Source organism: Rhizobacter terrae, assembly GCF_003852895.1.
GTDB classification, from domain to species: Bacteria; Pseudomonadota; Gammaproteobacteria; order Burkholderiales; family Burkholderiaceae_C; genus Albitalea; species Albitalea terrae.
In genome coordinates this window covers 1,114,689-1,141,177 of record NZ_QUSW01000001.1, presented here as the reverse complement: position 1 = coordinate 1,141,177, position 26,489 = coordinate 1,114,689, and the positions used below count along the sequence as shown (strand labels likewise).

Below are 26,489 nucleotides of genomic sequence, written 5' to 3'. Positions count from 1 at the left end.
ATCCGCCCTTCAGCAGGTTTCCGCGCAGACCTACTGCACGAACCCGATGCTTGACTTGCGCCCGCCAGGCTCGGGCAGGTCTTTCGGCTGCACGGATTCACGACGATCGAGCTTGGCATTGCCGAAGGCCGTCATCCAGGCCCGCCGCATCTCGCGCGGCGCCAGTTCGCTCATGCGGTCGAGCACCTCTGCCGCAGGTTCGGGATCGAAGCGCGAGCCCCAGTCGTGGTCCGCGCGGATGCTGCGGTACAGCTTGGCCGCGATGTGCCGAGCCGCCTCGCGGTCGGGCATCTGCACCTCGTAGACGTTCATCCGGTTCAGGATGGGCTCGGGGATGTTGCGTGCGTCGTTGGCCGTGGCCACCCAGATCACCTGGCTGGCGTCGATGGGCACTTCCGCGAATTCGTCGGTGAAAGAGCCGGCGGTGTCGTGCTCCAGCAGGCTGTACAGCGCACCCAGCGGATCGTAGGCATGCTCGCCACCCGCCTTGTCGATCTCGTCGACGACCATCACCGGGTTGGCGTACTGGCCGTCAACCAGCGTTTCGAACACCTTGCCGGGACGCGCGCCTTTCCATTGGCTGGAAGCGCCGCTGAGCACCCAGCCTGCGGTGAGCGAGCTCATCGAGACGAAGCCCATGCCGGTGCCCAGCAGCTGCGAGAGTTCGCGCGCGAAGTGCGTCTTGCCCACGCCCGGCGGGCCCAGCAGGAGCAAGGGCGTGATCTCCAGCGCGTCGCGGCTGTCTTCGCACAGGGCGAGCTGGCGGCGCACGTCGTCCAGCACGTCGGTGAAGTTGGGCAGGTCGTCGTAGAGGTGGTCCATCACCGGCAGGCCGGAAGGTTTCACCTGGAAGCGTTCGGAACCTTTTTCGATCATGCGCTCGTAGGTGGCGCGCAGGCTCTCATGTTCCTTGGGCGGCAGCTTGTCCAGCTTGCGCCCGACCTCGTCCACCCGGTACACGTGCCGCATGCGGGCAATCGGGATGCCCCGGCGTGTCAGCGGAACCAGCTCATTGGAATCACCCATGAGAACCTCCGAACAACAGGTCTGGCTTGATTGAAGCAGAGGGGCTTCAGGAATGCACCAGGAAAAAGCCCCTAAGTTCGTGTCAATTGACATGCAGATTGCGTGCCTGACGCAAAAGTTCCGGCCTTACTTGACCCAGGTGTTGAGTTGGATGATGGGAAGAAGCACCGCCAGCACGATCAGCATGACGACCCCGCCCATCGCCACGATGAGCAAGGGTTCCAGGATGGTGGCCATGGCCATGGCCCGCCGCTGCACTTCAGCCGACAGCTGCTTGGCTGCACGATCGAGCATCTTCGGCAATTGCCCGGTTTGCTCGCCCAAGCGGCAGAACATCGCCAGCAGCCCCGGGAAGCGCTTCTTGCCGGCCAGTGCCGAGGCCAGCGGCGCGCCTTCGCGCACCTGCACCAGCGCTTCGAGCGCATCGGCCCGCATGGCGCGGTTGGACAAGGTTTCTGCCGCAGCCTGCAAGGCTTTCAGGATGGGCACGCCCGCCCCGGCCAGCATCGCCAGCGTGCCGGAGAAGCGCGCTGCGTTGTAGCCGCGCGAGAGCCGGCCGATCAGCGGAAGGCCGAGCCAGCCCGCATCGAAGCGTTCGCGGAAGGCCTCGTTGCGCAAGGCCGTCATCAAACCCGCGACGCCGGCGATCAGCGCCAGCAGCAGCAGCCAGCCGTAGCTGCGAAGAAAGCTGCTGATGCTCAGCATCAGCACGGTGAGGAAGGGCAGGGCGCGCTTGGAGCTGGTGAACACCGACGCCACCTGCGGCACCACGTAGGTGACGAGGAAGATCACGATCACCACCGCGATCATCGACACGATGGCCGGGTACAGCGTGGCGCCGATGAGCTTGTTGCGCAGGGCCTGGCGTTCTTCGAGGTCATCTGCCAGCCGTTCCAGCACCTGGCCCAGGGCGCCGCTGGCCTCGCCGGCCGCGACCACGCCGCGGTACACGTCGTCGAACTCGCGGGGCGAGCCGGCCAGCGCACGGGCAAAGGGCGAACCGGCGTTCACTTCGGAGCGCAGGTGGGCGATCAGCTCGCGCTGCTTCGGGTCTTCGGATTCATCGGCCAGGGCCGTGAGCGCGCGTTCCAGCGGCAGGCCGCTGCCGACGAGGCCGGCCATCTGGCGCGTCCATACGGCCAGGCCTGTTTGCGAGAACACGCGGCGCTGGAAGCGCGAGGACTTGCCTTCGCGGTTCGCGGCGGAGACCTGCGTGACATCCAGCGGCACCAGCGACTGCGCGCGAAGCTGCGCGCGGGCGGCGCGGGCGTTGTCGGCTTCCAGCAGGCCGGTGGTGGCCTTGCCGGCGGCGTCCAGCGCCTCGAACTTGTAGGCGGGCATCGCTTACTCCCTCGTCACCCGCATCACCTCTTCCGGCGAGGTCACCCCTTCGGCGATCAGGCGCTCGCCGTCTTCGCGCATGGAGCGCAGGCCGCCTTGTTCGGCCGCGACGAACAGCTGCGACTCGGCGGCGCGGCTGTGGATCATCGAGCGCACCTTGTCGTCGGCCACCATCAACTCGTACACGCCGGTGCGGCCCTTGTAGCCGCTCTGGCCGCAGGCGGCGCAGCCCACCGGGTGGTAGCGTCCGCGGCCATCGGGCTTCTTGCACACCGGGCACAGCTTGCGCACCAGGCGCTGCGCCAGCACGCCCAGCAGGCTGGAGCTGAGCAGGAAGGGCTCCACGCCCATGTCGGTCAGCCGGGTGACGGCAGAAGGCGCATCGTTGGTGTGCAAGGTGGCCAGCACCAAGTGGCCGGTGAGCGAGGCCTGGATGGCGATCTGCGCGGTCTCGAAGTCGCGGATCTCGCCGATCATGATGACGTCCGGGTCCTGGCGCAGGATGGCGCGCAAGGCCTTGGCGAAGGTGAGGTCGATCTTCGGATTGACCTGCGTCTGCCCGATGCCGGCCAGCTCGTATTCGACCGGGTCTTCCACCGTCAGCACGTTGGTGGTGGAGGTGTCCACGCGGCCGAGCGAGGCGTACAGCGTGGTCGTCTTGCCCGAGCCCGTCGGGCCGGTCACGAGCACGATGCCGTGCGGCTGCTGGATGAGCTTGTCGAACTTGTTGAGCACCTCGCCGTCCATGCCCAGCCCTTCGAGGGTGAACTTGGACTCGCCCTTGTCGAGCAGACGCAGCACGGCGCGTTCGCCGTGTGCGGAGGGCAGCGTGGACACGCGAACGTCCACCGCGCGGCCGCCGATGCGCAGCGAGATGCGGCCGTCCTGCGGCAGGCGCTTCTCGGCGATGTCCAGCTCGGCCATGATCTTCAGGCGCGAGATCATCGCCGCGTGCAGCGCCTTGTTGGGCTGCACCACCTCGCGCAGCGTGCCGTCCACGCGGAAGCGCACCGAGCTCGAACGCTCGTAGGGCTCGATGTGGATGTCCGAGGCGCCGTCCTTCGCGGCCTGCGTGAGCAGGGCGTTGAGCATGCGGATGATGGGCGCGTCGTTGGCCGCTTCCAGCAGGTCTTCGACCGCGGGGATCTCCTGCATCATGCGGCTCAGGTCCACCGCGCTCTCGACTTCGCCGATCACGGTGGCGGCGCTCGATTCACCGCCTGCATAGGCCGCGGCGATACGGTTGGTGAGGGTGGCCGCGGCCTCGCGCTCCAGCGCATCCACGTCGTACAGGCGGATCACTTCGCTCAGGGCGGCGAAGGGCACCGTCTCGGGCGCCCACAGCACGAGCTGGTTGCCGTCGTCTTCCAGCAGCAGCGTGTGGGCCTTGGCGAAGGCGTAGGGGAGAGGGTGGCGCGCGCCCATGGTGGCCTTTCGGGTCCTACTTCTTGGTTTGCGGCGTCATCGGCGCCGAGGCGGCCGGTGCGGCGGTCGGCGCGGGGCCTGAGGCGGGCGCGGGCGGAGGAATCAGGGTCTGGATCGGCGGGATGACCGGTGCTTCGTTCACTGGAACCACGATGCTGTGGTTAGGCTGCGTGTTCTGCTGCAGCCCGCGGATGGCGTCGTACCGATCCATCGTCAGCGCATTCGACGCATCCTGCGTGCGCACGATGATCGGCCGCAGGAACACCATGAGGTTGCTCTTGGTGCGCGAGCGCGTGTCGGTCTTGAACAGGTTGCCCAGCACGGGGATGTCGCCCAGCACCGGCACCTTGCTCACGCCGCCGCTGTATTCGTCCTTGAGCAGGCCGCCCAGCACCATGATCTGGCCGTCGTCGACCACCACGTTGGTCTCGATGGCGCTCTTGTCCGTCGTCAGGCCTTGCGGCGAAGACTTGCTCGATGCATCGACCGAGGAATTCTCCTGGTAGATGGTCATGCGCACCGTGCCGCCTTCGCCCACCTGTGGCTTGATGCGCAGCGTGAGGCCCACGTCCTTGCGCTCGATGGTCTGGAAGGGGTTGGCCGAGCTGCCACTGGTGCCGGTGTTGGTGAACGAGCCGGTGATGAAGGGCACGTTCTGGCCGATGACGATCTTGGCTTCCTCGTTGTCCAGCGTCACCAGGTTCGGCGTGGACAGGATGTTGCCGTCGGTCTTGGTCTCCAGGAAGTGCGCCAGGGCCGTCAACGTGTAGACCCCGCCGAACTGCCGCAGCAGCCCGACGTTCAGCCCGACGCCGGGAGGCGTTGCGCTGCCGGTGCCGATGCCAACGGCCAGCGGAATGATGTTGTTCGCGCCGTTCTGGGCGACGTTGTAGTTCGTGCCTGCGACGCCCACGGTCTTGCTGCCCGTGCTGTTCAGCGGCCCCTGGAACTGGAAGCCGAACTCGGCCGCCTTGGTCGCATCGACCTTGATGATCATCGACTCGATGTAGACCTGTGCACGGCGTGAATCGAGCTGGTCGATCACGGAGCGCAACTGCCGGTACATCGGCTCGGGCGCGGTGATGATGAGCGAGTTGGTGGAGGGGTCGGCCTGCACGAAGCCACCGGTGGACGGTCCGGCCGACGGCGTGATCGGGGCGGTGGACTGCGGCGAAGCGCCTGCGCCCGCGCCCTGGGCGTTCTGCGTGGGCGGCACCGCGCCGGAGGTCGACGAGGAACCGGTGGAGGAACTGCCGCCGGACGACGCACCGCCGCCCGCGCCGTAGGCCGCGCGCAGCACCGACGCGAGCTTCACCGCATCCGCGTTCTTCAGGTAGACCACCCAGATGTTGCCCATCGGGTTGTTGCCCGGGATGGGCTTGTCCAGCTTTTCCACCAGCGAGCGGATGGCCGCCATGCGTGCCGGATTCGGCGCGCGCACCAGCAGCGAGTTGCTGCGGGGATCAACGAGGATGGATGCGCCTGTGCCCGACACGCCGGGTACGTTGGGCGCACCGGGGCTGCTTTCAGTCAGGCGCTGCACCATCACGGCGAGATCTGAGGCCACGGCATGCTGCAGCGGAATCACCTCCACGTCGCCGGCAGCTGGCGTGTCCATGGCCGCGATGATCTTGGCGATGCGGTTGAGGTTGTCGGCGTAGTCGGTGATGACCAGCGAGTTGTTGCCGGGATTGGCGTTGATGGTGTTGTTCGGGCTGATCAGCGGACGCAGCACCGGCACCATGTTGTTGGCGCTCTCGTGGTTGAGCTTGAAGATCTGGGTGATGACCTGGTCGCCGCGGCGGTCCACGCCGCCCACCGACACGGTGCCCGCCTGCAGCTTCGCATCGGCTTCGGGCACCACCTTGTAGATGCCGCCGGACTCGACCACCGTGAAGCCCAGCCCGCGCAGCGCGGCCAGGAAGTTCAGGTAGGCCTCGCGCGGCAGCAGCGGCTCTTCGCTGTAGAGGGTGATGGTGCCCTTGACCCGCGGATCGACCACGAACTGCTGCTTGAGGATGGCGGCCATGGCCCGCGTCACGCCTTCGATGTCGGCATTGACGAAGTTCAGCGTGACCGGCTCTCCCTTGAACTTGGCATTGGGCGATTGGGCGAAGCTGGCCGGCGTCATCGCCAGCGACAGGCAAAGCACCGCGGCCAGGCTGCGCGTCCCAAGCCGTCGCGGCATCGTGTGCCAGGAGGTCGATGGTGTGCGTTGCTTCATGGTCATCCGATCGAAATGACGGAGCGCGCGCCTTCGCGCTTTCCGATGATGTTCAGGAGATTCGAGAGAGCGGCGTCGTCGGCGCCCGCGGCGCGCGCCTCGCCGCGGAAGCGGAACTTGCCCGCGCCCCAGGTGCCGTTGCCCGTGAGCTGCAAGGCGCCTTCCAGCGTGGTGAGGTTCATCGTGGGCGTGCCGTTGGCGCCTTCGCCAGCCAGCGTCACGCGGTAGCTGCCCAGCGAGTCCAGCGTGGACATGCGCGAGGAGGCGTTGACGAACTCGATGTCCAGCCGCCCGTTCATGATCGCGCGGCCCTGGGCCTGCTCCACGGTGAAACCAGGGGTGGTCATGCGGATGGAGCCGCCCAGCTGCAGGGTGTTGAAGGGCGTGCCCATGCCGGCCAGCCAGGCACTGGGCCACTGGCCGATCCACCCGCCCATCGGCGGCTCCATCTTGATGACGGAGCTGCCCAGTCCGGGCCGGTACTGGATGGCCACTGGGTTGTTGTTCAGGCAGCAGTCGTGCTTGGCGCGCAGCTCGAAGGCCAGGCCCTTGGTGCCCACGGTCCATTCGAGGCGGCCGGGCAGGGCGCTGGCATCGCGGCTGCCGGGGCCGCCGGTGAGCACGAGCACGGCGCTGCCGGACCACACCGTCCCGCGGGCTTCGGTCAGCAGCAGGCGCTCGCCCGTGGCGGAGGCCACGGCACTGGCCAGCCACGCTGCTGGCGCGAAGGCGATGATGCCGATCACGCTGCCCAGCACCGCCCCCAGCACGCCCCAGCGCGTGGCGGCGCTGCGGGCCTTGTCCCAGGCCATCTCGGCAAAGGTGGATTCACCCCAGCCGGTCGCGGCAACCGTGTTGCTCCAGCCTCGCTTGGCCCCTCGTCGACGCAGCAAGGTGGCCATCAGGACCCCGGCCCGAAGGTGACCACGACCGTGCCGGCATAGCCTTGCGGGTTGCGGTTGAGGGTGACCTCCACCGGCCGTGCATGCGCGGCGGTGCGTGCCTCGCCGAGCCAGTCGCGCAGCGCGTCGCCGGACACACCGGTAACGGTGAGCGTGGCGCGGTCGCCCTGGATGTTGATGGTCGAGCCGTTGCCCAGGCGTTCGGTGGCCATCTTCAGCGGCTCCACCGCCTGGGCCACCGACACCTCGGGTGCGCCGCGCAGGGTCTTGGCTTCGGCCGCAAGGCGCTGCATCTGCTGCAGCTGGGCTTCCAGCTTGTCGAGCTTGGCCGGCGCTTCGCGCACGGTGCGCAGGGCCGGGGCCACCAGCAGCATCCACACGATGAAGACCACCAGCACGGCGATGCCCACGCCGGCCGCCGCGCGGTCACGCGGCGCCATGGCTTTCCACTTGGCCAGGCCCTGGGTGCGCAGGGCGGCCATGGCTGGCGGCAGGGTCACGGCGCGAGCGTTCATGGCGTGCCTCCAGCGTTGCGGGAGACGACCAGTCGCCCATCGCCGGCGTTCTCGGCCTTCCAGCCGGCCGGGCGCAGCCGGCTCTGGAAGGTCTGGATCGTGTTCGGGTCCCACCCGATCGTGGCCACGGTGAGCTTGCCGTTCTCGTACTTCATGTTCTCCACCGGAGTCTTGTCAGGCGGCCAGGCGGTGGCGGCAGCCTGAAGCAGCGGCTCGAAGTCGTTGTCGCCCGGCTTGCCGGCACTGCGGCGCAGGGCGTCGGTCTCGCGCTGCATCACCAGTGCAGCGTCACGGCGCAGAGAGTTCTCATCCACCTTCGGAAAGGCTGTCTTGGCCACGGCCAGCAGGCCCTCGGTCTTGGCCTTCACCGATGAACTGAGCGACAACGCCCACAGGTTCAGCCCGACGACCTGCGCGATGACCAGGGCTGCCAGGCCGATGCGCACGGGGCGCCAGCCGGGGCTGAGGAAGCGCTTGAAGGCGTCCCCCAGCGCACGGGTGCCACGGTTGCGGCGGGCGAGGTCGAACTGGCGCAGGTTCCACAGCGTGCGGGCGGCCTGCAGCAGGCGCTGCGCCGGCTGCATGACGTTGACGGTGGTGCCCAGCCACTGCTCGGCGGACGCCGCCGCGCCGGGCGTGGCGCTCCAGCGGGTGCCGTGCGGCGCTGGAACCGGTACCACTGCGCGCGCCAAGCCGCCGTGCAGCCGCAGGTTGGCCACGCCGTCGGGATGCGACCAGGTGAGGGTGATGCCTTGCTCGCCACCGTTGTGGCGCGAGTCGGTCTCCGCGAAGTGTCCGCCGGGCGGGTCATCGGGCCAGGAGCTGGGCACGACCCGGTCGACGAAGACATTGGCCTGTTCCAGCGCGGCCAGTTCGGCGCGCAGCCAGGACCGGTCGATGGCAGCGATCCAGGCGGGTTGCCCGGCAGTGGCGTCCGGCGCCACCGCGAAGTGAGTCTGCTCGGCGTCTTCCAGCACGGCCTCTTCCAGCAGGCCTGCCAGTGCGGTGCGCATCTTGGCGGCCGGTGCCTTGGGCAGGGTGATGCGGTGCCAGCTGATGTCCGCGTCGCCCAGCACGGCGACCACCTGGTCGGCCTTGGGCAGCAAGGAGGCGGCGCACTGGCCCTGCGAGTCCAGGCTCAGGCCGCCATCGGGACTCAGGGCGTAGACGTACTCGTCGGTCAGGCGTGCGCCGTCGGAGGCGGGCGCCTGCGAGGCGCTGGCACGCAGCCGTTGGCGAGGTGATAGCTGGATGACGAGGATTGACATGGATGGGCCCGGTCGGCGGGGCGAAGACTACTGCAAATCAATGACTTAGGACGTATTGTTGTAGCTCGGCCGCAGGATTGTGACTGCGTTTTCGCCGTTCGCTATTCGGAAGAATCCCGGCTGTTCTCCCGTTGGCGGCTCAGGGTGACGATGGTGGTGCCCTGGCGCTCGACCAGGGAGCTCTCTTCCAGCACCCGGTCGGACAGGCGCAGACGGCCCCGGACCTCGAAGAAGGAGGAGGAGACGTTCACCTGGGTGGCCGTCGTGTTCGCCCTCACGGCCTCGGGCACGAGGTCCAGCACGTCCTTCGGGCTCTTGAAGGGGTTGCGCTGGCGGGATTGCACGATGCGCTGGGCCGTGCCCCGGTCCAGCCCGGGAATGGCCGCCAGCAGTGCCTCGGCGCTGGCGGTGTTGGCATTGACAGGCGTGGGCACGGGCAGGATGGTCACGTAGCTCTTCATCAGCTTGATGGAGTCGTCGTCGATGCCCAGCCAGGTGAGCTGCGAGACCTCTCGTGGCATCAGCGGTCCGTTCTGGCTGCCGCCGTTGGCCATGGGCGCGATGGCCTGGCGCAGCCCGTCGGCGATGCGGTCGGCCACGCCTTCGCCGACGTTCACGGCGCGCAGCAGGTTCTTGAAGGCCGCCACCTGCGTGGCGTCGATCTTGCCGGTGTTGTCCACCAGGTTGCGCAGGTTGTAGCGCGACTGCACGTCGGTGATGCTGCCCGAGAGGAAGGCCTCAGGGCCGCCTTCGTCGGTGTTGTCCTTGTCGGCGGCCAGGAAGGTCGACAACCGGGCCTCGGCCAGCGGCACGGCCCAGGGTTCGCCCAGGTGGTCAGGGCCGCCGCTCTTGGCGTCTTCCTTCAGGATGAGCTTGGCCCAGTCCAGCGCGCCGGAGAGTATCCACGAGGACTGCATGCGCGATCGCTCGGCCACTTCGATTTGCACCGCGCGCCACTGCTGCCACACCATGGATGCAGCCAGCGTGGCGATGAGCGCGACGATGATCATCGCGGTGAGCATGGCCGCGCCGCGCTGGCGATGTGCGGGGTGGCGGTGCTTCATGGTCCGAGCGCCACATCTCGCACGAGGCTGCCGTTCAGGCCTTCACCCGCGAAGTCCAGCACCAGGCGCACACCGCTGGGCAGGGCCTGGCGCTGCGGGGGAGGCTGGGGTTGCTGTGGCTGGCTGGAGCCGGGGTCGGGCGGCTTGGCGGTGGCCACGTCGCCGGAAGACTGGCAGTTGCTCCACGAGCCCCAGTAGCAGTACATCTGCCACTGGTTGATGCCCTTGAGCGTCTTGAGCTGGCCGGCTTCCAGGCCCTGGAACTGCTGGGTGCGCATCCACAGTTCCTGCAGTTCTCCGCTGGTGCGCACCGAGGGGCTCGCCCAGCGCATCCAGGTGTTGCCGCCGGTGCCGTCTGGCGAGGGCTTGAGCGACCAGGTCACCACCTGCATGCCGCGGTCGGCGCGGCGGGTGAGGCGGGCGGTGCTGCCGTCGAAAGTGAGGCCGGGGACGGCCGGGGTTTCCTGCACGGCGGCGAGGTCCTGCTCCCACTGGGCGATGACGGTGTTCAGCCGCAGGGTCTGGTCCAGCCGCGTCTGGCTGAAGTTGCGCGCCCGCATGATGCCGTCCACGCCCTGCCAGGCCATGAGCGCGAGCATGGCCATGATCATCATGGCGACCAGCACCTCGACCAGCGTGAAACCGTGGGGGCGCTTCATCGCGGCAGCACCGTGGAGACGGTGAGGATGGGTTGGCCGCCTTCGGTGAACATGGCGGCGTCCACGCGGCGGAAGTTGATGTTTGGCGTGGGCCGCACGACGAGCTTGCCCTTGTAGCTGCGGCCCAGCTGCTCGCACACGAAGTCGCTGTCGCCGATGGACAGGCCGGGGTGCGACAGCTTGAGGCTGATGAGCTGGTTGTCAGCGCACCACTGGGCGAGGCTGGCGTCGGTGAGCCGCTCGGCGTTGTACGAGAGCGAGCCGGCCGCCTTGATGCCGGCGCCCAGCGTGATCGCCACGATGGCCAGTGCCACCAGCACTTCGATCAGCGTGAAACCCCGGGCGCGGCGCTTGTTCATTCGCCTTGCACCTCGAAAGGCCCCAACCCGTCGGTCGCGAGCGTGAGCTGGCGGTCTTCGAGCTTGAGCGTGATGCGCTGCGCGCCGATCAGCGGTTCGGGCCCGAGCACCACCGCGCCGGCGCCCTGCACCTGCGCCGAGACACCGTTGGACAGCCATTTGCTCGGCATCTCGTTGGACGAAGGCAGGCCGGTGAAGCGGAACTCGCCGGAGTTGTCGGACGTGCGCGGTTCCCATCGGACCATCACGCCTGAGGCGCGCGACTCGGCACGCGCGGATTCCAGCAGTGCTGCCAGCCGCGCGGCTTCCTGCTCCAGCGCGGTGGCGTTCGGGTCGCGGATGGACAGGCTGACCAGCCCGGTGGCCACCGCCACGAGCGCCAGCACGACCATCAGCTCGATGAGGGTGAAGCCGCGCTGCCGGATGTTCACGATGGGCTGGGCTTACTGCCAGGAGCCGATGTCGGCCGCCTTGCCTTCGCCGCCCACGGTGCCGTCGGCGCCGAAGCTGAAGACATCGATCTCGCCCTTCACGCCCGGGTTGGCGTACTGGTAGGCATTGCCCCAGGGATCCTTGGGCAGCTTGTCGAGATAGGGGCGCCAGTTCGGCGGGATCGGGTTGGTGGTGGGCTTGGCGATGAGTGCGTTCAGGCCCTGCTCGGTGGACGGGAAGCGCTGGTTGTCGAGCTTGTACATCTTCAGTGCTTGCACGAGCGTGTTGATGTCGCTCTTGGCGCCGGTGACCTTGCCCTCGTCGAGGCGGTCGAGCACGTTGGGCACGATCAGCGCCGACAGCACGCCGATGATGAGCAGCACGACCATCAGCTCGATGAGGGTGAAACCGCGCTGGATGCGATGGATGGCAGGCATGCCTTGGGTCTGGAGTCTCGTCATGTGTGGATTTCCCGGCGGACCGTTGAAGTCGCATGAATCATAATCGTCGGATATGCCGGCAAGACTGTCCGCCTTCATCATCTGGGCCCTCGTGGCCGCGAGCGCCGTGTTCTGGGGTCTGCGACTATTTGTAAAGCCGCCGGTCGCGCCCCTTCACACCCAGCTCGCGTCCGACGCCGGCCCAGCCCGCGTCGATCTCACGCGCATGCTCGGGGCACCGCCAGTCCAGGCGCCTGTTTCGGTTCAAACGCCGGCAATCAGTTCCCGATTTCAGCTCACGGGCGTGATGGCTCCGCGCCAGGCCGGAGGCGACGGCATCGCGCTGATCGCAGTGGACGGCAAGATGCCACGGGCCTATCACGTGGGCGCGGCCGTCGATGGTGAGCTGGTGCTGCAGTCGGTGAACCACCGTTCGGTGTCCATCGGACCGGCCCAAGGCGCTGCCGCGGTGGTGCTGGAACTGCCCGTTCTGCCACCTCCCGCGACAGGAACCTTGCCACCCCCTGCAGCGATGGTGCCTCCGGTGGCCGGCCCGGCACCGGTGATCCCGGCCGCGCCCATGCCGGTAGCACCCGTGGCGCCGCCGATGGTCCAACCGCCGATGGGGCAGGGCGACCCGAATGTGCCGACCGCGGGGCCGCGCCGTTCGCGCGGCATGATGAGCCGCCAGCAGCAGCAACCGCAGCAGCCGGCAGAAACCCAGTAGTAGCCTGCCGCGCCGCGTCAGCGCTTCACGCGCCGGGCAATGAGCCGTTGATGCTGGCCGGCTGCGAAGGTCCGGGGTCTTCGCCCTCGGCCACTTCCGTCAGCAGGGCCGCGGCGCTTTTCACCAGCGGCCAGGCCAGCGTGGCCCCGGTGCCGTCGATGCTCTCCATGCCCAGCTCCAGCATCGCCGTCGTGTGGAACAGCGACAGCGCGATGTCCAGCCCCTGGTGGCTGTGGCTGCGGCAGTAGATGCAATAGTCTGTGACAGCCGGTGCGATGCGCGACGCCACCATCAGTGCGGCGCACGCGGCCATGCCGTCGGCGATGATCAGGTGCCGCTTGCTACCGGCCACCAGCATCACGCCCACCATCATCGCGATCTCGAAGCCGCCGAAGGCAGCCAGCACCTCGACCGGATCCGTCACGTCCTTGTGCTTGCCCTGGGCGCCATAGAGCACGACCTGCAGGTGGGCGAGGTCGTCCGGATTCATCGCCGGGCCCGAGTTGACGAGGTCGCGCACGTTGGCGCCGGTGAGCCTGGACAGCACCAGGGCCGAACTTTCGTTGGAGCCGATGCCGAGGCCGGCGCATGCGACGACGTTGCCCGGCAAGGCATCGCCAATCTCCATGCCGGCGCGGATGGCCGCATGGGCCTGCTCGATGGACATGGCCGACACCACCCGTGCATTGCGCGTGCCGTGTGCGATCTTGCGGGCCAGCAGCCGCGCATGCGGCGTCACCGGCTCGGCCACGCCGCAGTCGACCACCGACAGCTCCAGGCCCTGGATGCGCGCGAAGACCGACACGGCGAGCTGCGAGGTCAGCAGGTTGTTGACGATCTTCGCGGTGGAGGCGCGGCCCGGCGCGCTGATGCCGTCGACCGCCAACCCATGGTCCGCGGCGAACAGCGCGAGTTGCGGCGCCCTGAAGCGCGGCTTGAGTGTGTTCTGGATCAGCCCGAGCCTGACCGCCAGCGGCTCCAGTTCGCCCAGTGCCCCGGTCGTCTCGCTGCGGCGCTTGAGCTTGTCCCGCAACGCCTGTTCCAGCGTGGGATTGGTCGTCGGGGCGATCAGCGAACGGTTGACGGACATGGGGCGCTCAAGCGGGTCGGCAGGCTCCGCACGCCAACAACACTCGTGGGAGGAGGGACTTCAGGGGCGGATTGTGAGGCCGGAGGTGCCTGCTGCGCCAGTCGGATCATCGCAGGAAGAGCCTGTAGACCGGATTGTCGGTCTCGTCCTCGCACGGGTAGGCCAGCGTGTCCAGGAACTCGCGGAAGGCGGACTTGTCGTCCCTGGGCACCTGGATGCCCACGAGGATGCGGCCGTAGTCCGCGCCCTGGTTGCGGTAGTGGAAGAGGCTGATGTTCCACTCCGGGTGCATGCTGGACAGGAAGCGCATCAGCGCGCCCGGCCGCTCCGGGAAGATGAAGCGGTACAGGCGCTCGTCGCGCGCGAGTTCGCTGCGGCCACCCACCATGTGCCGCACGTGCTGCTTGGCGAGCTCGTCATGGGTGAGGTCGATGGTCTTGAAGCCGTGGCGCTCGAAGTTGCGCGCGATCTTGTCCGACTCGCCGCGGTTCGTGGTGGCGATGCCCACGAACACATGCGCCTGCTTCTCGTCGGAGATGCGGTAGTTGAACTCGGTCACCGAGCGCGGACCGATGAGTTCGCAAAAGCGCCGGAAGCTGCCACGCTCTTCGGGAATGGTGACGGCAAAGAGCGCCTCGCGTTCCTCGCCCACCTCGGCCCGCTCGGCCACGAAGCGCAGCCGGTCGAAGTTCATGTTCGCGCCGCAGGTGATGGCCACGAAAGTCTGGCCCTTGAGCTTGTGCTGCTCGACGTATTGCTTGACGGCGGCCACGCCCAGCGCGCCCGCGGGTTCGAGGATGCTGCGCGTGTCCTGGAAGACGTCCTTGATGGCGGCGCAAACCGCATCGGTGTCCACGACGACGAAATCGTCCACCAGTTGCCTGGTGAGCCGGAAGGTCTCTTCGCCCACCATCTTCACTGCGGTGCCGTCGGAGAAGAGTCCGACGTCGGGCAGTGCGATGCGCTTGCCGGCCTTCACCGATCTCACCATCGCATCGGAATCGGTGGTCTGTACGCCGATGACCTTGATCTCCGGCCGCACGGCCTTGATGTAGGCCGCCACGCCCGAGATGAGCCCGCCGCCGCCGATGGCGACGAAGACCGCATCCAGCGGCCCCTGGTGCTGGCGGAGGATCTCCATCGCGATGGTGCCCTGGCCGGCGATGACGTCCGGGTCGTCAAAGGGATGCACGAAAGTCAGGCCGTGCTCGCGCTCCAGGTCCAGCGCATGAAGATAGGCGTCGGAATAGCTGTCGCCATGGAGAACGACGTCGCCGCCCAAGGATTTCACCGCGTCGACCTTCAGCTTGGGCGTGGTGACGGGCATGACGATCATCGCCTTGCATCCCAGCCGCTTGGCGCCCAGCGCCACGCCTTGCGCGTGATTGCCGGCAGAGGCACAGATCACGCCTCGCTCGAGCTGCTCGGCCGACAGCTGCGCCATCTTGTTGTAGGCCCCGCGGAGCTTGAAGCTGAAGACAGGCTGGCTGTCTTCGCGCTTGAGGAGCACCTGGTTGGACAGCCGCTTCGACAGATTGCGCGCAGGCTCCAGCGCCGACTCGATGGCCACGTCGTAGACACGCGCGGTCAGGATCTTCTGCAGGTACGCGGCCAGCGGCAGCTTCTTGGTGGACGCCTTGGCATCCTGGTTCTTCCCCGCGCTCCTCGCGCCGCCTGCTCGGCCGGTCATGGTCTGTCTCTCCTGGTCGCCCGTCGTGGCGAGCGCGGGATGATACGTGAGCACCCGCGCGCCCAAGCGATCCCAGCAAAGCGCACATCAAGCCACGCCCGCGGATCCGGCTTCGCCGGTCCGCAGGGTGGCGCCCCTCGGGGGCAGGAGCGCAGCGACTGGGGGGCTCAAAGACTGGGGGCACAAAAAAGAAAAACCCGAGGTCGTGAGACCTCGGGTTGAATCCACCAATGGAGGAGGTGGAGGAGACAATCGGTTGGCAATTCGCATCGCCAGTGAGAAGCAGTTTAGTCGGTCGTATGCTGCACTGCAATATCCATGAGGCGAATCCAGTAGATTCTCGACTCGAATATGACGTGATGCGTTGCACAATCCACGAATGCCGGGCTGGCGGCGCCCCGAATGGGTGCCTGCATGCGAACGGCGCACCGACCACACAGCAAGCGCACAGGAAACGCAGCACATGGAATGCACCGTCAATTGGTTGCCTGCCTCAGGCATGGGATTCGTCGCAGAGACCGGCAGTGGCCACGTGCTCGTCATGGACGGTGCTCCAGATGGCGGCGGCCGCAACCTGGCGCCGCGGCCGATGGAAACGGTATTGGCCGGTACCGCAGGTTGCACGGCCTACGACGTGGTGCTCATCCTCAAGCGCGGGAGGCATGAGGTGTCAGGCTGCCAGGTGAAGGTGACGTCGGAACGCGCCAGTACCGATCCGAAGGTCTTCACCAAGATCCACATGCACTTCAACGTCACGGGCAAGGACGTGCCGGAGGCGGCTGTCGCGCGCGCTATTCAGATGTCGCACGAGAAGTACTGCTCGGCCAGCATCATGCTGGGCAAGACGGCGGAGATCACGACGTCATTCGAGATCGCTGCAGCCGCCTGAACCGTCAGATGTAGTAGGCGGTGGTCGTCATGACCTTCGCCGCGGCACGCATCGCCCACTTCACCGGCATGGGCAAGGCGGCCGCGCCAGCTTGTTCGGCGCCTGCGGCGTGGCGTGCTTCGTCGTCCTTCATCTGCCGAACTATGGTCCGCGAACGCAGGTCGGCTGCGGGCAATTCGTCGAGATGGCCTTGCAGGTGCTCCTCGACCTGGCGCTCCGTCTCGACGACGAAACCCAGGCTCACCGCATCGCTCACGCGACCGGCCACGAGCCCGATGCCGAATGCACCGGCATACCAGAGCGGATTGAGGAGGCTGGCGCGCGAGCCGAGTTCATCCAGGCGCTGCTGCGTCCATGCGAGGTGATCGGTTTCTTCTCGCGCGGCCTGTTCGAAGTGCGATCGCAGTTGTGGGTCGCGTGTGGTCAATGCCTGTGCCTGGTACAAGGCCTGTGCACAGACCTCGCCGACGTGGTTGACCCTCATCAGTCCGCTGGCGTGCGCTCTGTCGATGGCTTGAAGTTCGTCATCGCTCTGCAGTGCGTCCGATGGATTGGGCCTGCTGGCTCGTCCACCTCCAGACAGGGTTCGCAGTGCGTTGTCGGCGGCGATGAGCAGGCGGTCGAACATGTCTATGCAAGTCGTTGGGAACGAGTTTCAGCATAGCGCAGCCACTGCCTTTCACTCATGGAACGGGGCGCTTGGCGGGCCTTGAAGTACGTCGCGCTCGTGACAGTTTCGCGTCGGTGCCTCGTTGTGCCGGGACAACATAAAGGCCTTTTTCAGCCCCCGAATCCTTTGCAATGGGGAGGGCGTCTGGTGCAATACGTCCAACTTCCGCTGAGGGGGTTTGGCCTGGTCAGCCCTCGATGCAGGGCTTTCGGATCGGGACCTCTTTGTTCAACCTAGGAGATAGTCGCAATGAAAAAATCTCTGCTCGCTCTCGCAGTTCTGGGCGCGTTCGCTGGTGCCGCTTCGGCCCAGTCGTCGGTCACCATCTACGGTTCGCTGGACTTGGCTGTGACCAAGGGCAATGGCGGCACCGCCCCGAACAACAGCGCCAACGGCACGTCCAAGGCCTGGATCGAGAAGCAGTCCAACGGCTCGCGCCTCGGCTTCCGCGGCAATGAAGACCTGGGTGGCGGCCTGTCGGCTCAATTCCAGATCGAGCACCGCTTCAACCCGGACGAAGGCGTCCTGAACAACCCGTCGTTCTTCTGGCAAGGTCGTTCGTACGTGCAACTGTCGTCGGCGACTGCTGGCCGCGTTTACCTGGGTCGTGACTACACGCCGGCTTTCTGGCCCGCAGTGAAGTCTGACCCGTTCGGCTGGGACGGCGTGGGTCAAGCTGGTTCCACGATGTGGGCAGGTTTCCTGACCCCGGCCAATGCCGGCGGCACAGCTGCCGCTTCTGGCGTTCGCGCCTCCAACACCGTGGGCTACAAGTCGCCCAACCTGTCCGGCCTGACTGCTCAAGTGGCCGTGGCTCTGGGTGAAAGGGTGGTCGGTCGCGACACTGGATTCAACGTCGAATATTCCGGCGGTCCGATTTACGCCGCGTTTGGCTATGAAGGTATCACGGGTGGTCCGACGGCCTCTGTAGATGGCAATCGCCTGATCAACCTCGCACTGCACTATGACCTCGGCATGGTCAAGCCGATTTTCTATTACTCGCGCGCCAAGGTGAATGCCGGTACGGCCACCCCGCTGACGAACAAGTACTGGATGCTGGGCGCCTTGGCCCCGATCGGTGGCGGCACGCTGAAGGCAGCCTATGGCCGCCTGACGCCGGATGCCAATACGCCTGCTCCGGTGAGCGCTCCGTGGAGCAACCAGACCCAGTCCAAGCTGGGCCTGGGCTACGACTACCCGCTGAGCAAGCGCACCAACGTCTATGCTGACATGGGCATGGGCCGCGCCACCAACGCCACCAACAACACCGCTTACGCTGTCGGCGTGAAGCACACGTTCTAATTCGACGCTCGCTTGCGAGCAGCGATTCAAAGGCCGCCTTCGGGCGGCCTTTTTCATTGTTCGATTCCATGCACCACGGGTTCTCCCGGTGTGCGAGTCCCGACGCTCATCGGGCATTCCCCTTTGACGCCTTGAAGGCGATTTGCTCAGATCGGGGTCAGCCTTCCCCGATGGCGCGACCACCTGCATCGTGCCGGACCATCGCGGGGCGCGGCACACATCCTGCTGCGTCTACACAGCGTCAACCATGCTTGCATTCATCCTGCGCCGACTCGTCCAAGCCGTCATCGTGATGCTGACGGTGGCATTCATCGCCTTCATGCTGTTCCAGTACGTGGGCGATCCGGTGACCAACCTTCTCGGACAGGATGCGACGCCCGAGCAGCGCACACAGCTGCGCGCCGACCTGGGGCTGGACCAATCGTTCCCGGTGCAATTTGCGCACTTCGTCGGCAACGCGGTGAAAGGTGAATTCGGGCTGAGCCTGAAGCTCGGCAAGAAGGTGTCCACGTTGATCGTCGAGCGACTGCCTGCCACCCTGGAACTCGCGTTCAGCGCCGGCGTGCTTGCGCTGGTGTTTGCCATTCCGATGGGCGTCTATTCGGCCCTTCGTCGAGGGACTGCCGGCTCGCATTTTTTCATGACCTTGTCGCTGATGGGCGTGTCATTGCCGACCTTTCTCATCGGCATCCTGCTCATCTGGATCTTTGCCGCCAACTTGCGATGGCTGCCCGCGTTCGGCCGCGGCGATGTGGTCGATCTCGGCCGCTGGACCACGGGCATGCTGAGCATCGATGGATGGCGGCACCTCCTCCTGCCCGCGATCACGCTCGCGGCATTCCAGCTCACGCTCATCATGCGTCTGGTGCGAGCGGAGATGCTCGAGGTGCTGCGTTCCGACTACATCAAGTTCGCGCGGGCCCGCGGGCTTCCCAACCGGGTGGTGTATTTCAGCCATGCGCTGAAGAACACGCTGGTGCCGGTGATGACCATCACCGGCCTGCAACTCGGTTCGCTGATCGCCTTTGCGATCATCACCGAGCAGGTGTTCCAGTGGCCCGGCATGGGGCTGCTGTTCATCCAGGCAGTGCAGTTCGCCGACATCCCCGTGATGGCCGCCTACCTGTGCCTGATCGCGCTCATCTTCGTGCTGATCAACCTGGTGGTGGACCTGCTGTACTTCGCGGTCGATCCCAGGCTGCGCATCGAGCGATCCGCAGGAGCGCACTGACATGCTGCAGGCCGTCGACCCCGCGCGATCCGGTGCGTATCAGCGCCTGTCATCCTGGCACGCCGAGTTGACTGCGTTCAGGCGCGACCTGCATGCGCATCCTGAACTCGGCTACGAAGAGCATCGCACCGGCGGCCGCGTCGTGGAGGCGCTCAAGCTTTTCGGTGTGGATGAGGTGCACGCCGGCATCGGCAAGACGGGCGTGGTGGGCATCATCCGCGGACGCACGCAGGCCGCACAGGGCGCCAAGGTCCGCAGCATCGGCCTGCGCGCCGACATGGACGCCCTGCCGATGCGCGAGGAGAACGATTTTGCCTGGCGCTCCTCAGCGCACGGCCTGATGCACGGCTGCGGCCACGACGGCCACACCACCATGCTGCTGGGCGCGGCGCGCTACCTCGCTCAGACACGCGACTTCGCGGGCACTGTCGTCCTCATCTTTCAACCGGGCGAAGAAGGCTTTGCCGGTGCGAAGGCGATGATCGACGATGGCCTGTTCGAGCGCTTTCCAGTCGATGCGGTGTATGCCATGCACAACTGGCCCAGCATGGCACCGGGCACCATCGGCCTGAACCCGGGCGCGATGATGGCCTCGGCCGACCGCTTCGAGATCACGGTCCAGGGCCGGGGCGGCCACGGTGCGCATCCGTACATGACCATCGACCCGGTGCTGGTGGCCGGGCACATCATCACCGCTGCGCAAAGCCTGGTCTCGCGCAACATCAATCCGCTGGACAGCGCCGTGCTCAGCATCTGCGCGATGCAGGCAGGTGACCTCGGCGCCTTCAGCGTGATTCCGCGTCAGGCGCAGCTCATCGGCACGGCCCGCAGCTTCAGGCGTGAGGTGCAGGACATGATCGAAGAGCGCCTGGGCCGCCTGTGCGAATCCATCGCACTCGGCTTCGGCGCGACGGCACGGCTGGACTACCACCGCATGTACCCCGCCACCATCAATACAGCCGAGGAGGCCAGGTTCGCAGGCGATGTCGCAGCCTCGCTGGTCGGCGATGACAAGGTGGTCCGCGACCTCACGCCCAGCATGGGCGCGGAGGACTTCTCCTTCATGCTGCAGTCCAAGCCGGGTGCCTACCTGCGCATCGGGCAGGGCGGCGAAGGCGGATGCTTCCTGCACAGCCCGCGCTACGACTTCAACGACGACATTCTTCCGCTCGGCGCCGCGCTCTTCGTGGGCTTGGCCGAGCAGGCCATGCCGCTGCCCACGTTCCAGGAGAAATCATGAACTTCAAGCTCTCTCTTGTTGCCGCCGCGTTGCTGGCAGCCAGCGCGGCCCAGGCGGTGACGCTGCGCGTGGCCAACGTCGGCGACGTGCAGTCCATGGACCCGCACTCGCTGAACGAGACGCTGCAGCTGAGCTTCACCGCCAGCGTGTACGAGGCGCTGGTGGGCCGCGACAAGAAGATGAGCGTGATCCCGCTGCTGGCCACCAAGTGGACGCAAAAGACGCCGACGGTGTGGCGCTTCGACCTGCGGCACGGCGTGAAATTCCACGACGACACCCCGTTCACGGCCGATGACGTCGTCTTCTCGCTCAAGCGCGCGGCCGACCCGGCCGGCGACATGCGCGGCTACACCACCTCGTTCAAGGAGGTGCGCAAGATCGATGACTTCACGGTGGAGATCGAGACCACTGCACCCAACCCCATCCTTCCCGACGTGCTCACCAACGTCTACGTGATGAGCAAGAAATGGTGCGAGGACAACAAGGCGCTCGGACCGGTGGACCGCCGAAAGGGCGTGGAGAACACCGCCAGCTTCAAGGCCAACGGCACCGGGCCGTTCCGCCTGAAGGAGCGCCAGCCGTCGACGCGCACGGTGCTCGTGCGCAACTTCAACTACTGGGACAAGCCCGAGACCAACATCGACGAGATCGTCTTCACGCCCATCGGCAACGATGCGACGCGCGTGGCGGCGCTGCTCTCGGGCGAGATCGACGTGATGGAGCCAGTGCCGCTGCAGGACGTGGAGCGCATCAAGTCGGCGGGCAAGTTCACCGTGCTGCAAGGCCCTGAGCTGCGCACCATCTTCCTGGGCATGGACCAGAAGCGCGACGAACTGCAGTTCAGCAGCGTGAAGGGCAAGAACCCCTTCAAGGACAGGCGCGTGCGGCAGGCGCTGTACCAGGGCATCGACATCGAGGCCATCAAGTCGCGCGTGATGCGCAATGCCTCGACGCCGACGGCGCTCATGGTCGGGCCCGGCGTGCGCGGCTTCCAGCCTGACATGAACAAGCGCCTTCCCTACGATGTGGAGGCCGCGAAGAAGCTGCTGGCCGAGGCGGGCTACCCGAACGGCTTCGAGGTGGGCATGAATTGCCCGAACGACCGCTACGTCAACGATGGCCAGATCTGCCAGGCAGTGGCGGCCAGCCTCGCGCGCATCGGCGTGAAGGTGAACCTGCAGACGGAGACCAAGGTCAGCTACTTCCCGAAGATCCTGCGCCGCGACACCAGCTTCTACCTGCTGGGCTGGACGCCGAGCACCGGCGACTCGCACGACGCGCTGTCTGCGCTCATCGCCACGCCCAACGACAAGGGGCAGGGCCAGTTCAACCTGGGCAGCTACAGCAACCCGAAGGTGGACGAGCTGACGCAGAAGATCCAGTCCGAGACCGACCAGGCCAGGCGCAACGAGTACATCCGCGAAGCCTTCAAGCTGCACATGGACGACGTGGGCCACATTCCGCTGCACCAGCAGGCGCTGGCCTGGGGCTTCAGCAACAGGGTGACCCTCACGCAGTTGCCGGACAACCGCATGTTCTTCAAGTGGGTCACCATCAAGTGAGCGTGCCCTTGTCCGAGCCTGTTGACTCCACGCCCGCAGTGAAAGCGCCCGGCCGCTTTCGCCGCTTCCTGGACGGCGACGTCTGGTTCAGCTTCAAGACCTCGCCGGTGGCCATCGTGTCGGCCATCGTGGCGCTGGTCTTCCTGGTCTGCTCGCTGGGTGCGAACGTCATCGCGCCGCATGACACGCAGGACCTGGCCAAGATCGAACTCGGCGACGCGAGGCTGCCGCCGGCATGGTCGGCCGAGGGCAAGTCCACCTACCTGCTGGGCACCGACGACCAGGGGCGCGACATCCTGTCGGCACTGATGTTCGGCACGCGCATCTCGCTCGTCGTGGGCATTGCGTCAGTCATCGTGTCGATGGTGCTGGGCGTGAGCCTGGGGCTGCTGGCCGGGTTCATCGGCGGACGCACCGATGCCTTCATCATGCGTGTGTGCGACGTGATGCTGTCCTTCCCATCCATCCTCGTGGCCCTGCTGGTGGACGGCGTGGGCCGCGCGCTGTTCCCGAACGCGCACGACCTGCTCGCCTTCGTGGTGCTGATCGTGGCGATCTCGCTGTCGGGCTGGGTGCAGTACGCCCGCACGGTGCGTGGCTCGACACTGGTGGAACGCAACAAGGAATATGTTCAGGCGGCGAGGGTGATCGGCGTCTCGCCGATGCGCATCATGCGGCGCCACGTGCTGCCCAACGTGATGGGGCCGGTGTTCGTGCTCGCGACCATCCAGATCGCCACGGCCATCATCATCGAGGCCACCCTGTCCTTCCTCGGCGTGGGCGTGCCGCCGACTTCGCCGTCGCTGGGCACCATGATCCGCGTGGGCAACGACTACCTGTTCTCCGGCGAATGGTGGATCACGTTCTTCCCAGGCGCCGTGCTGGTGCTCATCGCCCTCAGCGTGAACTTGGTGGGCGACTGGCTGCGTGATGCGCTCAACCCGCGGCTGCGCTGAATCGCCATGACCCAAGCCCTGTTGTCCGTCAGCCATCTGCGCGTGGAGTTTCCGACGCGGCAAGGCACGCTCGTTGCGCTGGACGATGTGTCCTTCGACATCGCGCCCGGCGAGATTCTTGGTGTGGTCGGCGAGTCCGGTGCCGGCAAGTCGCTCACCGGCGCCTCCATCATCGGGTTGCTGGATCCGCCGGGGCGCATCGCCGCAGGCGAGATCGTGTTCGAGGGTCGTCGCATCGACAACCTGCCCTACGAAGAGATGCGCAAGGTGCGTGGCCGAAGCATCGGTGCGATCTTCCAGGATCCTCTGACGTCGCTGAACCCGCTGTACACCGTCGGGCGGCAGCTCATCGAGACCATCCGCACGCATTTGCCAGTGAGCGAAGCCGAGGCGCGCCAGCGGGCCATCCGCCTGCTCGAAGAGACCGGCATCCAGGCCGCCGCGCAGCGCATCGACCACTACCCGCACCAGTTCTCCGGCGGCATGCGCCAGCGCGTGGTGATCGCGCTGGCGTTGGCGGCCGGGCCCAAGCTCATCGTGGCCGATGAGCCCACGACGGCGCTGGACGTGTCGGTGCAGGCGCAGATCATCTCGCTGCTCAAGCGCATGTGCCGCGAGCACGGCGCCGCGGTGATGCTGGTGACGCACGACATGGGCGTCATCGCCGAGACCTGTGACCGGGTGGCGGTGATGTACGCAGGGCGTGTGGTGGAGATCGGTCCTGTGCAGGACGTGATTCACTCGCCCGCGCACCCCTACACGGTTGGCTTGATGGGCTCGATCCCCGAGATGGAAGGCGAAAGCGAGCGGCTGCTGCAGATCGATGGCGCGATGCCGAGACTCAATGCGATTCCAAAGGGCTGCGCATTCAATCCGCGGTGCCCCAAGGCGTTTGGACGATGCCGTGTGGAGCGTCCCGATTTGCTGGACGCCGGTCCGACCCGGGCGGCTTGCTGGTTGCATGACTACAAGGAAAGGGCAGTGGCATGAACGGCCCGCCGCTGGTCGAGGTGCAAGACCTCTCCAAGAGCTTCGATGTGTCGGCGCCCTGGCTCAACCGCGTCGTCGAAGGCAAGCCGCGGCAGTTCGTGCACGCGGTCGATGGCGTGAGCTTCTCGATCGAGCGCGGCAAGACGCTCGCGCTGGTGGGCGAATCGGGCTGCGGCAAGAGCACGGTGGCGCGGCTGCTGGTCGGCCTGTACGCGCCGACGGCCGGGCATGTGCGCTTCGATGGCATCGACATCGCGCAAGGCCTGCGCGGCGCGCAGGCATCAGTCCTGCGCCGGCGCATGCAGATGATCTTCCAGGACCCGTATGCCAGCCTGAACCCTCGCTGGAAGGTGCTGGACATCGTGGCCGAACCGTTGATCGAGCATCGGCTGATCGACGAGGCGGACAAGCGCCGTGCGCGCGTTGGCGAGCTGCTGAAGTCGGTGGGCCTCACGGCGGCCGACATGGAGAAATTCCCGCACCAGTTCTCGGGCGGGCAGCGTCAGCGCATCTCGATTGCACGGGCGCTGGCGACGCAGCCGGAGTTCCTTGTCTGCGACGAGCCGACGTCGGCATTGGACGTGTCGGTGCAGGCCCAGGTGCTCAACATCATGAAGGACCTGCAGCGCCAGCGAGGCCTGACCTACCTCTTCATCTCGCACAATCTCGCGGTGGTGCGGCACGTGAGCGATCAGGTGGGCGTGATGTACCTGGGCCGCCTCGTGGAGCTGGCTGACAAGGCGGAGCTGTTCTCACGGCCAAGGCATCCGTACACGCGCATGCTGCTGGATGCGATTCCCGACATCCGCATGAGCGGACGATCGCGCACGCCGGTGCAGGGCGAGGTGCCCAACCCGCTGAATCCGCCCAGCGGCTGCTCATTCCATCCGCGCTGCCCGCTGGCGAATGCGCGGTGCAAGGTGGAACGGCCGGCGCTCCAGGCGATTGCGGGCGTGCGCATCGCCTGCCACGCGATCGAAGAGGGCCGCTACCAGCCCGAGCCGCGCTCAGCCGCCGGGAACCAGGTGCTCACCGCGGAACAACTCTGAGGGCTGCTCGCGGTCGCGGATCAACCAGGATTGGCTGCCCGACACGAGCACCTCGGCCGCACGGCCGCGGGTGTTGTAGTTGCTGGCCATGGACATTGAGTAGGCGCCAGCCGACAGCACAGCGATGTGCTCGCCGGCTTTCACGGCCAGCGGACGGTCTCGTCCGAGCCAGTCGCCGGATTCGCACACTGGGCCGACCACGTCGTAGGTGACCGGCTGATCGCCGGATTGGCGGCATGCCACGATGTTCATCCACGCCTGGTACATCGCCGGACGCATGAGATCGTTCATCGCGGCGTCGACGATGCAGAAGTTCTTCTCTTCGCCGGGCTTGAGGTACAGCACCTCGCTGACCAGCACGCCGGCATTGCCCACCAGCGAACGGCCCGGCTCGAAGAGGATCTTGCGGTGGCCATGCCCGCGCTCGTCGATGCGCTTGAGCAGCGCGGCCACGAGCACGTCGGCCGACGGCGGCTGCTCGTCGGTGTAGGTGATGCCCAGGCCGCCGCCCAGGTCCAGGTGATGCAGGCGCACGCCATGCGATTCGACCGCCTCGACGAGATCGAGCATGCGGTCCAGCGCATCGAGGTAGGGCGTGGATTCGGTGATCTGCGAGCCAATGTGGCAGTCGATGCCCACCACCTCGATGCCCGGCAGCGAGGCGGCGTGGCGATAGACCTTCACGGCATCGGCATGCGCGACGCCGAACTTGTTGCCCTTCAGTCCGGTGGAGATGTACGGGTGCGTGCCGGCATCGACGTCCGGATTCACCCGCAGGCTGATGCGAGCGGTGCGGCCGGCCTGCGTGGCCACGTCGGACAGCACGTCCAGTTCGGCCTCGCTCTCGACGTTGAAGCACATCACGCCGGCATCCAGCGCCTGGCGCATCTCGGCGCGCGTCTTGCCCACGCCGGAGAACACGATCTTGCCGGGCTCGGCGCCTGCGGCGAGCGCACGCGCCAGTTCGCCGCCGGACACGATGTCGAAGCCGCAGCCCGCCTGCGCAAAGGTCTGCAGCACGGCGATGTTGGAATTCGCTTTCATCGCATAGCAGACGAGGTGGTCGCGCCCTGCGAGCGCGCGCTGGTAGGCGCCGACGGCGGCCAGCATGGAGGCGCGCGAGTAGACATACAGCGGCGTGCCGTGGCGCGCGGCCAGGTCGGGGAGTGCACAGTCTTCGACGTGCAGCGTGTCGCCGCGGTAGGCGACATGCGGCGATCCGGGCAGTGTCATTTCGAGGTGGAAGCAGAAGAGGCAGGAGAGGACGCCGAGGCGGCGGCCGGCGGAGCGGAAGACGACGATGGTTGTGCCAGCGTCAGCGGACCTTTCTGCCCGCAAGCGCTCAATGCCAGCACGGCGGCCAATAGGCCTGATGCCGTCGTGACAACCCCGAGGGATAAACTGCGGTGGCGCTTCAACATCTTTCGATTTTACCGAC

26 protein-coding genes are annotated in these 26,489 nt (G+C 66.6%); 9 read left to right on the top strand and 17 right to left on the bottom strand.

What is annotated here, in order from left to right:
* Positions 1-30: 30 nt before the first annotated feature.
* From DZC73_RS05235 to gspG, 12 genes are all read right to left on the bottom strand, one after another.
* Positions 31-1,026 (bottom strand): AAA family ATPase, encoded by a 996-nt coding sequence (locus DZC73_RS05235; RefSeq protein ID WP_124539101.1) that lies wholly within the window; start codon positions 1,024-1,026, stop codon positions 31-33.
* 126 nt (positions 1,027-1,152) lie between these two features.
* Positions 1,153-2,367 (bottom strand): type II secretion system inner membrane protein GspF, encoded by a 1,215-nt coding sequence (gspF, locus tag DZC73_RS05230; RefSeq protein WP_124539100.1) that lies wholly within the window; start codon positions 2,365-2,367, stop codon positions 1,153-1,155.
* A gap of 3 nt (positions 2,368-2,370) precedes the next feature.
* A complete protein-coding gene (gene gspE, locus DZC73_RS05225; protein ID WP_124539099.1) occupies positions 2,371-3,792 on the bottom strand; it encodes a type II secretion system ATPase GspE in 1,422 nt (473 codons plus the stop codon).
* 16 nt (positions 3,793-3,808) lie between these two features.
* Complete coding sequence (gene gspD / locus DZC73_RS05220; RefSeq protein ID WP_235834989.1) at positions 3,809-6,016, bottom strand: type II secretion system secretin GspD; 2,208 nt, start codon at positions 6,014-6,016, stop codon at positions 3,809-3,811.
* A 2-nt stretch (positions 6,017-6,018) separates the two neighbouring features.
* A complete protein-coding gene (gspN, locus tag DZC73_RS05215) occupies positions 6,019-6,918 on the bottom strand; it encodes a type II secretion system protein N (protein ID WP_235834988.1) in 900 nt (299 codons plus the stop codon).
* Positions 6,918-7,433, bottom strand: a complete 516-nt coding sequence (gene gspM / locus DZC73_RS05210) for a type II secretion system protein GspM (protein WP_124539098.1) — start codon at positions 7,431-7,433, stop codon at positions 6,918-6,920. Before gspM ends, gspN begins: the two co-directional genes overlap by 1 nt.
* Positions 7,430-8,701 carry a type II secretion system protein GspL gene (gspL, locus tag DZC73_RS05205; protein ID WP_124539097.1) on the bottom strand — a complete coding sequence of 424 codons (1,272 nt, stop codon included), beginning with the start codon at positions 8,699-8,701 and terminating at the stop codon, positions 7,430-7,432. The genes gspM and gspL overlap by 4 nt, the downstream gene beginning before the upstream one ends.
* Positions 8,702-8,802: 101 nt before the next feature.
* Positions 8,803-9,765 (bottom strand): type II secretion system minor pseudopilin GspK, encoded by a 963-nt coding sequence (gene gspK, locus DZC73_RS05200; protein WP_235834987.1) that lies wholly within the window; start codon positions 9,763-9,765, stop codon positions 8,803-8,805.
* The gene (locus DZC73_RS05195; protein ID WP_124539096.1) at positions 9,762-10,424 is read right to left on the bottom strand and encodes a PulJ/GspJ family protein; all 663 of its coding nucleotides are present in this window, start codon (positions 10,422-10,424) and stop codon (positions 9,762-9,764) included. The genes gspK and DZC73_RS05195 overlap by 4 nt, the downstream gene beginning before the upstream one ends.
* Entirely contained in the window at positions 10,421-10,783 is a 363-nt protein-coding gene (gene gspI / locus DZC73_RS05190) for a type II secretion system minor pseudopilin GspI (protein WP_124539095.1), read from the bottom strand. The genes DZC73_RS05195 and gspI overlap by 4 nt, the downstream gene beginning before the upstream one ends.
* Positions 10,780-11,214, bottom strand: a complete 435-nt coding sequence (locus DZC73_RS05185; protein ID WP_328589475.1) for a prepilin-type N-terminal cleavage/methylation domain-containing protein — start codon at positions 11,212-11,214, stop codon at positions 10,780-10,782. Before DZC73_RS05185 ends, gspI begins: the two co-directional genes overlap by 4 nt.
* Positions 11,215-11,226: 12 nt before the next feature.
* Entirely contained in the window at positions 11,227-11,676 is a 450-nt protein-coding gene (gene gspG, locus DZC73_RS05180) for a type II secretion system major pseudopilin GspG (RefSeq protein ID WP_124539094.1), read from the bottom strand.
* Between the two features lie 52 nt (positions 11,677-11,728).
* Between gspG and DZC73_RS05175 the strand changes: the two genes are divergently transcribed.
* On the top strand, positions 11,729-12,382 hold the full coding sequence (locus DZC73_RS05175) for a type II secretion system protein N (RefSeq protein ID WP_124539093.1): 654 nt from the start codon (positions 11,729-11,731) through the stop codon (positions 12,380-12,382).
* Positions 12,383-12,407: 25 nt separating this feature from the next.
* On the opposite strand, the gene DZC73_RS05170 is transcribed toward DZC73_RS05175, so the two are convergent.
* Together DZC73_RS05170 and ilvA are read right to left on the bottom strand one after the other, a co-directional pair.
* A complete protein-coding gene (locus DZC73_RS05170; protein WP_124539092.1) occupies positions 12,408-13,472 on the bottom strand; it encodes a nicotinate-nucleotide--dimethylbenzimidazole phosphoribosyltransferase in 1,065 nt (354 codons plus the stop codon).
* Positions 13,473-13,578: 106 nt separating this feature from the next.
* Entirely contained in the window at positions 13,579-15,162 is a 1,584-nt protein-coding gene (gene ilvA / locus DZC73_RS05165) for a threonine ammonia-lyase, biosynthetic (protein WP_124539091.1), read from the bottom strand.
* Positions 15,163-15,625: 463 nt separating this feature from the next.
* Here ilvA and DZC73_RS05160 point away from each other — a divergent pair, with 463 nt between their 5' ends.
* Positions 15,626-16,051 carry an OsmC family protein gene (locus tag DZC73_RS05160; RefSeq protein WP_124539090.1) on the top strand — a complete coding sequence of 142 codons (426 nt, stop codon included), beginning with the start codon at positions 15,626-15,628 and terminating at the stop codon, positions 16,049-16,051.
* A 4-nt stretch (positions 16,052-16,055) separates the two neighbouring features.
* Here the strand turns inward: DZC73_RS05160 and coq7 are convergent, their stop codons facing one another.
* Entirely contained in the window at positions 16,056-16,679 is a 624-nt protein-coding gene (gene coq7, locus DZC73_RS05155; RefSeq protein ID WP_124539089.1) for a 2-polyprenyl-3-methyl-6-methoxy-1,4-benzoquinone monooxygenase, read from the bottom strand.
* 291 nt (positions 16,680-16,970) lie between these two features.
* Between coq7 and DZC73_RS05150 the strand changes: the two genes are divergently transcribed.
* The 7 genes from DZC73_RS05150 to DZC73_RS05120 all read left to right on the top strand — a co-directional run bounded on the left by DZC73_RS05150 (position 16,971) and on the right by DZC73_RS05120 (position 25,051).
* On the top strand, positions 16,971-18,023 hold the full coding sequence (locus DZC73_RS05150) for a porin (protein WP_124539088.1): 1,053 nt from the start codon (positions 16,971-16,973) through the stop codon (positions 18,021-18,023).
* 247 nt (positions 18,024-18,270) lie between these two features.
* The gene (locus tag DZC73_RS05145; RefSeq protein ID WP_124539087.1) at positions 18,271-19,254 is read left to right on the top strand and encodes an ABC transporter permease; all 984 of its coding nucleotides are present in this window, start codon (positions 18,271-18,273) and stop codon (positions 19,252-19,254) included.
* 1 nt (position 19,255) lies between these two features.
* Positions 19,256-20,494: a M20 aminoacylase family protein gene (locus DZC73_RS05140; protein ID WP_124539086.1), complete on the top strand. Its 1,239-nt coding sequence runs from the start codon at positions 19,256-19,258 to the stop codon at positions 20,492-20,494.
* Positions 20,491-22,056, top strand: a complete 1,566-nt coding sequence (locus DZC73_RS05135) for an ABC transporter substrate-binding protein (RefSeq protein ID WP_124539085.1) — start codon at positions 20,491-20,493, stop codon at positions 22,054-22,056. The genes DZC73_RS05140 and DZC73_RS05135 overlap by 4 nt, the downstream gene beginning before the upstream one ends.
* 8 nt (positions 22,057-22,064) lie before the next feature.
* A complete protein-coding gene (locus DZC73_RS05130; protein WP_235834986.1) occupies positions 22,065-23,012 on the top strand; it encodes an ABC transporter permease in 948 nt (315 codons plus the stop codon).
* Between the two features lie 6 nt (positions 23,013-23,018).
* Positions 23,019-24,002: an ABC transporter ATP-binding protein gene (locus DZC73_RS05125; protein WP_124539084.1), complete on the top strand. Its 984-nt coding sequence runs from the start codon at positions 23,019-23,021 to the stop codon at positions 24,000-24,002.
* Positions 23,999-25,051 (top strand): ABC transporter ATP-binding protein, encoded by a 1,053-nt coding sequence (locus tag DZC73_RS05120; RefSeq protein WP_124539083.1) that lies wholly within the window; start codon positions 23,999-24,001, stop codon positions 25,049-25,051. The genes DZC73_RS05125 and DZC73_RS05120 overlap by 4 nt, the downstream gene beginning before the upstream one ends.
* Here the strand turns inward: DZC73_RS05120 and lysA are convergent.
* Positions 25,010-26,284 (bottom strand): diaminopimelate decarboxylase, encoded by a 1,275-nt coding sequence (lysA, locus tag DZC73_RS05115; protein ID WP_124539082.1) that lies wholly within the window; start codon positions 26,282-26,284, stop codon positions 25,010-25,012. The genes DZC73_RS05120 and lysA overlap by 42 nt on opposite strands.
* Positions 26,281-26,472: an LPS translocon maturation chaperone LptM gene (lptM, locus tag DZC73_RS30655; protein ID WP_124539081.1), complete on the bottom strand. Its 192-nt coding sequence runs from the start codon at positions 26,470-26,472 to the stop codon at positions 26,281-26,283. Before lptM ends, lysA begins: the two co-directional genes overlap by 4 nt.
* Positions 26,473-26,489 lie beyond the last annotated feature (17 nt).

Coding starts and splice junctions, on each gene's coding strand:
- DZC73_RS05235 (WP_124539101.1), bottom strand. CDS start 1,026: ATGGGTGATTCCAATGAGCTGGTTCCGCTGACACGCCGGGGCATCCCG.
- gspF (WP_124539100.1), bottom strand. CDS start 2,367: ATGCCCGCCTACAAGTTCGAGGCGCTGGACGCCGCCGGCAAGGCCACC.
- gspE (WP_124539099.1), bottom strand. CDS start 3,792: ATGGGCGCGCGCCACCCTCTCCCCTACGCCTTCGCCAAGGCCCACACG.
- gspD (WP_235834989.1), bottom strand. CDS start 6,016: ATGAAGCAACGCACACCATCGACCTCCTGGCACACGATGCCGCGACGG.
- gspN (WP_235834988.1), bottom strand. CDS start 6,918: ATGGCCACCTTGCTGCGTCGACGAGGGGCCAAGCGAGGCTGGAGCAAC.
- gspM (WP_124539098.1), bottom strand. CDS start 7,433: ATGAACGCTCGCGCCGTGACCCTGCCGCCAGCCATGGCCGCCCTGCGC.
- gspL (WP_124539097.1), bottom strand. CDS start 8,701: ATGTCAATCCTCGTCATCCAGCTATCACCTCGCCAACGGCTGCGTGCC.
- gspK (WP_235834987.1), bottom strand. CDS start 9,765: ATGAAGCACCGCCACCCCGCACATCGCCAGCGCGGCGCGGCCATGCTC.
- DZC73_RS05195 (WP_124539096.1), bottom strand. CDS start 10,424: ATGAAGCGCCCCCACGGTTTCACGCTGGTCGAGGTGCTGGTCGCCATG.
- gspI (WP_124539095.1), bottom strand. CDS start 10,783: ATGAACAAGCGCCGCGCCCGGGGTTTCACGCTGATCGAAGTGCTGGTG.
- gspG (WP_124539094.1), bottom strand. CDS start 11,676: ATGACGAGACTCCAGACCCAAGGCATGCCTGCCATCCATCGCATCCAG.
- DZC73_RS05175 (WP_124539093.1), top strand. CDS start 11,729: ATGCCGGCAAGACTGTCCGCCTTCATCATCTGGGCCCTCGTGGCCGCG.
- DZC73_RS05170 (WP_124539092.1), bottom strand. CDS start 13,472: ATGTCCGTCAACCGTTCGCTGATCGCCCCGACGACCAATCCCACGCTG.
- ilvA (WP_124539091.1), bottom strand. CDS start 15,162: ATGACCGGCCGAGCAGGCGGCGCGAGGAGCGCGGGGAAGAACCAGGAT.
- DZC73_RS05160 (WP_124539090.1), top strand. CDS start 15,626: ATGGAATGCACCGTCAATTGGTTGCCTGCCTCAGGCATGGGATTCGTC.
- coq7 (WP_124539089.1), bottom strand. CDS start 16,679: ATGTTCGACCGCCTGCTCATCGCCGCCGACAACGCACTGCGAACCCTG.
- DZC73_RS05150 (WP_124539088.1), top strand. CDS start 16,971: ATGAAAAAATCTCTGCTCGCTCTCGCAGTTCTGGGCGCGTTCGCTGGT.
- DZC73_RS05145 (WP_124539087.1), top strand. CDS start 18,271: ATGCTTGCATTCATCCTGCGCCGACTCGTCCAAGCCGTCATCGTGATG.
- DZC73_RS05140 (WP_124539086.1), top strand. CDS start 19,256: ATGCTGCAGGCCGTCGACCCCGCGCGATCCGGTGCGTATCAGCGCCTG.
- DZC73_RS05135 (WP_124539085.1), top strand. CDS start 20,491: ATGAACTTCAAGCTCTCTCTTGTTGCCGCCGCGTTGCTGGCAGCCAGC.
- DZC73_RS05125 (WP_124539084.1), top strand. CDS start 23,019: ATGACCCAAGCCCTGTTGTCCGTCAGCCATCTGCGCGTGGAGTTTCCG.
- DZC73_RS05120 (WP_124539083.1), top strand. CDS start 23,999: ATGAACGGCCCGCCGCTGGTCGAGGTGCAAGACCTCTCCAAGAGCTTC.
- lysA (WP_124539082.1), bottom strand. CDS start 26,284: ATGACACTGCCCGGATCGCCGCATGTCGCCTACCGCGGCGACACGCTG.
- lptM (WP_124539081.1), bottom strand. CDS start 26,472: ATGTTGAAGCGCCACCGCAGTTTATCCCTCGGGGTTGTCACGACGGCA.